Source organism: Pedobacter sp. 01T416_2, assembly GCF_056398925.1.
This window is the reverse complement of record NZ_JBFTQI010000693.1, coordinates 1-3,197: the sequence shown is the minus strand read 5'-3', so window position 1 is coordinate 3,197 and position 3,197 is coordinate 1. Positions and strand designations below refer to the sequence as shown.

At 38.2% G+C, this 3,197-nt stretch carries 3 protein-coding genes; all 3 read right to left on the bottom strand.

From position 1 onward, the window contains the following. Nucleotides 1-59: 59 nt before the first annotated feature. Genes AC1DPQ_RS22575 through tatC form a run of 3 tightly spaced genes read right to left on the bottom strand, consistent with a single transcriptional unit; the run spans nucleotide 60 to nucleotide 3,086 of the window. Nucleotides 60-1,694, bottom strand: coding sequence for a M28 family peptidase (locus tag AC1DPQ_RS22575; RefSeq protein ID WP_477610943.1), 1,635 nt, complete (start codon nucleotides 1,692-1,694; stop codon nucleotides 60-62). A gap of 27 nt (nucleotides 1,695-1,721) precedes the next feature. Further along, nucleotides 1,722-2,159, bottom strand: coding sequence for a ribose 5-phosphate isomerase B (gene rpiB / locus AC1DPQ_RS22570; RefSeq protein ID WP_477578227.1), 438 nt, complete (start codon nucleotides 2,157-2,159; stop codon nucleotides 1,722-1,724). A 45-nt stretch (nucleotides 2,160-2,204) separates the two neighbouring features. Continuing rightward, the gene (gene tatC, locus AC1DPQ_RS22565; RefSeq protein ID WP_477578225.1) at nucleotides 2,205-3,086 is read right to left on the bottom strand and encodes a twin-arginine translocase subunit TatC; all 882 of its coding nucleotides are present in this window, start codon (nucleotides 3,084-3,086) and stop codon (nucleotides 2,205-2,207) included. Nucleotides 3,087-3,197: the final 111 nt, after the last annotated feature.

The following is a 3,197-nucleotide window of genomic DNA, read 5'->3' as shown; positions in this document are numbered from 1 at the left end:
AAAAGGTATTGTGCATAAAAAAGCCCCGACATTTTGTCGGGGCTAACTGTTTTGAATATTTATTTCTTTGGATTTCCTTTTCCATCCATATCTACCGCCGGACGTTTTGCGCTGTTGGCCAATTCCCATGCGGTAAAATAGGTCAGTTTAGCTCTTTTGGCCAAAAGTGGGAAGTTAATTTTACTTACTTCATCACCTGGTTTGTGGTAATCCTGCAGTAACATCCCGTCGTAATAGAAGATGATCGGAATACCCAATTTAGCAAAGTTATAATGATCTGAACGGTAATAAATCTGCTCAGGATCTTTTGGATCATCGTATTTATAATCCAGTTTCATTTTGGTATAGGTCGCGTTAACTCGCTCGCTTAAATTAGCCAAATCACTACTCAACATTCTTGAACCTACAGAGTAAATGTAATTTGCAGAATCTGCTTTACCTAAATATTCTTCGCCAGTACGGCCAATCATATCGGTATTTAAATCAGCAATGGTATTTTCGACAGGGAAAACCGGATGCTCCGAATACCATTCAGAACCCMAAAGCCCTTTTTCTTCACCAACAACAGTCATGAAAAGGATACTGCGTTTAGACCCTTTTCTGGCTTTTTTAGCATCTGTAAATGCTTTTGCCATTAATAAAACGCCGGTAGTTCCCGATCCATCATCATCTGCTCCGTTGTTCACTTTGTCTTTTGCATTTGGATCTGTTTCCAATCCAATATGGTCGTAGTGGCCAGTAAGGATTAAAACTTCTTTTTTAAGTACCGGATCAGAACCTTCTAAATAACCCAGAACGTTCTCACATCTAACTGGTGTTTCTGTTTTTGCAGCACTTGCGGAGAAAGGTACGTTTAATACTTGTGATGCGGGAGCCTGACTATCTACTATTTTCTTTTGCAGATCAGCCACAGTAGTGTTCGAGGCCTTTAGCAGATCGTTTGCCAAAGCGACAGATATCGAGATGCGTGGAATATCGTTTTGCTTTTGAGCTTCGATAGCAGCATTGGTTTTCACCATTACCTTACCATTTTTAAGAGTTTGCTTGGTGTTTTCAGTTATTCTATCAACTGCTGGGTCGATCAGGATAATTGCTTTCACATTATTTTCTGCAAAATACTTTGCCCTTGCTTCAAGCGTAGCACGATAAGCTGCTCTATCAATTCTTGTACCCGGTTTTACGGTTGGATCTCCACCATTAAACATGATAACCACTTTTCCTTTGATATCGGTACCTGTAAAATCGTTATAGTTGTCTTTCTTTAAACCATAACCAATAAATACAAGTTCGTTGGCTGAGAATGTAAAACCTTGATCGCTGATTAAGCTAGGAGATACCAAATAATCTTTTTGGTATTCTTTAGGCTGACCGTTAACCGTTAAGTGGCTTTCTTTTAAGGTAACGTTAACCAAATCGACTTTTTGGAAATAGCTGCCATTTACAGGCGCTTTTAGACCTAAAGATTTGAAATAATCGCGGATATAATCAGCAGCCATCCAAGCGCCTTTTGTGCCTGTTTCGCGGCCTTCGTATTCATCAGAAGCCAATACAGAAAGGTGTTTGTAGGCATTTTCAGGATTAATGGCCTTGCTGAATTTTATCGCATCCTTATTTGGTATAAGGGGCTTTACCTGGCTAAAACAACTTGCGGTAACAAGCGATACCAACCCAAGGGTTAAAAATTTTTTGTTCATTATGATAATAGTTAGTTAAGTTTCTTGTTAGCACGAAATCTTTTCAACCCTGTTTTGGTGGCGCCCGCCCTCAAATTCAGTTGTTAAAAAGGTTGTGGTAATCTCCTTAGCCAGTTCTTCCGAAACAAATCTGGCAGGTATACACAAAATGTTTGCGTTGTTGTGCTTGCGGACTAAAGAAGCAACTTCATTCTCCCAACATAAACCTGCTCTGATATGCTGATGTTTGTTTGCGGTGATGGCTACACCGTTTGCCGATCCACAAAGTAAAATCCCATAAGTAAATTCTCCATTTTCTACAGCAGCAGCAACCGGATGAGCGAAATCTGGATAATCAACAGAGTTTTCTGAGTAAGTGCCAAAATCTTTTACTTCGTAATCCTGTAAAAAATCTTTTAGTATTTCTTTGTATTCAAACCCAGCGTGATCCGCTCCAATAGCAATTTTAATTTTTGTATCAGACATTGTCAAATTTATAGAGAATTATAAAATCTATTCGTAATGTTTTTGTTAGTTAGCGTAGAAAGCAGCATCAGCCTTTTTCTTCTTTTTTTCTATGTAGGCCGAAACAAAAATGCTCAGCTCATAAAGCAAGAACAATGGCGTAGCCACAATTAGCATCGTCATAATATCAGGCGTTGGCGTAACTATAGCGGCAATAATTAAGATAATTACGGCTGCATACCTTCTGCTCGATCTCATCAGCTTTGGTGTCATCAACCCAAGTTTCGACAGCACGAAAATAATAACCGGAAGTTCGAAGATAATCCCTGTACCTAAAGTTAAAGTTGCCACAGATGATAGATACGAATCAACAGTGAATGTATTTTTGATTTCGGCACTGACTGTATAACCTGTTAAAAAGTTAACCGATAATGGGCATACCACAAAGTAGCCAAAAAGGATACCAATAATGAAAAGTACAGAAGCGAAGAAAACGAAGCCACTTGCCGATTTACGCTCATTTTCGTGTAATGCCGGTTTAATAAAACGCCAGATTTCCCACAATAAATACGGGAAACCAACTACGATACCGCACATTACACAAACATTTAATTGCAGGTTAAACTGACCGGCCATTTCGGTGTTAATAATCTCTCCATTAATTTTGGTGATACACATATCTGCACCAAGTGAAGGGAATTTTTCTACCAGTTTGCACATCATCCTGTAAGTCCAGAAATCTGGCTTTTTTGGACCAAATATGATTTTATCTAAAATGAATTCGTTGAAGTAAAAAGCAATACCGGTAAAAACGGCAATGGCAATTACGGCCCTGATTAAATGTTTACGGAGAACATCCAGGTGATCAAAAAAAGACATTTCTGCCTCTAATGTGGTGCTCTTTTGTCCGATAGCTTTTGTTAGTGAAGTTTTTTTAGTGTCGCTCATGTTGAAAACAAAAATACCATTCTATTTGAATAGAATGGTATTTACGTGTTAAATATAGAAATAGTTTATATTATTATGAGAAATGACTGTAAAATAGAAAGAAGCTACAAC

Bases quoted from the DNA above. Each gene is read 5' to 3' on its own strand.
- rpiB (WP_477578227.1), bottom strand. From the start codon at position 2,159: ATGTCTGATACAAAAATTAAAATTGCTATTGGAGCGGATCACGCTGGG.
- tatC (WP_477578225.1), bottom strand. From the start codon at position 3,086: ATGAGCGACACTAAAAAAACTTCACTAACAAAAGCTATCGGACAAAAG.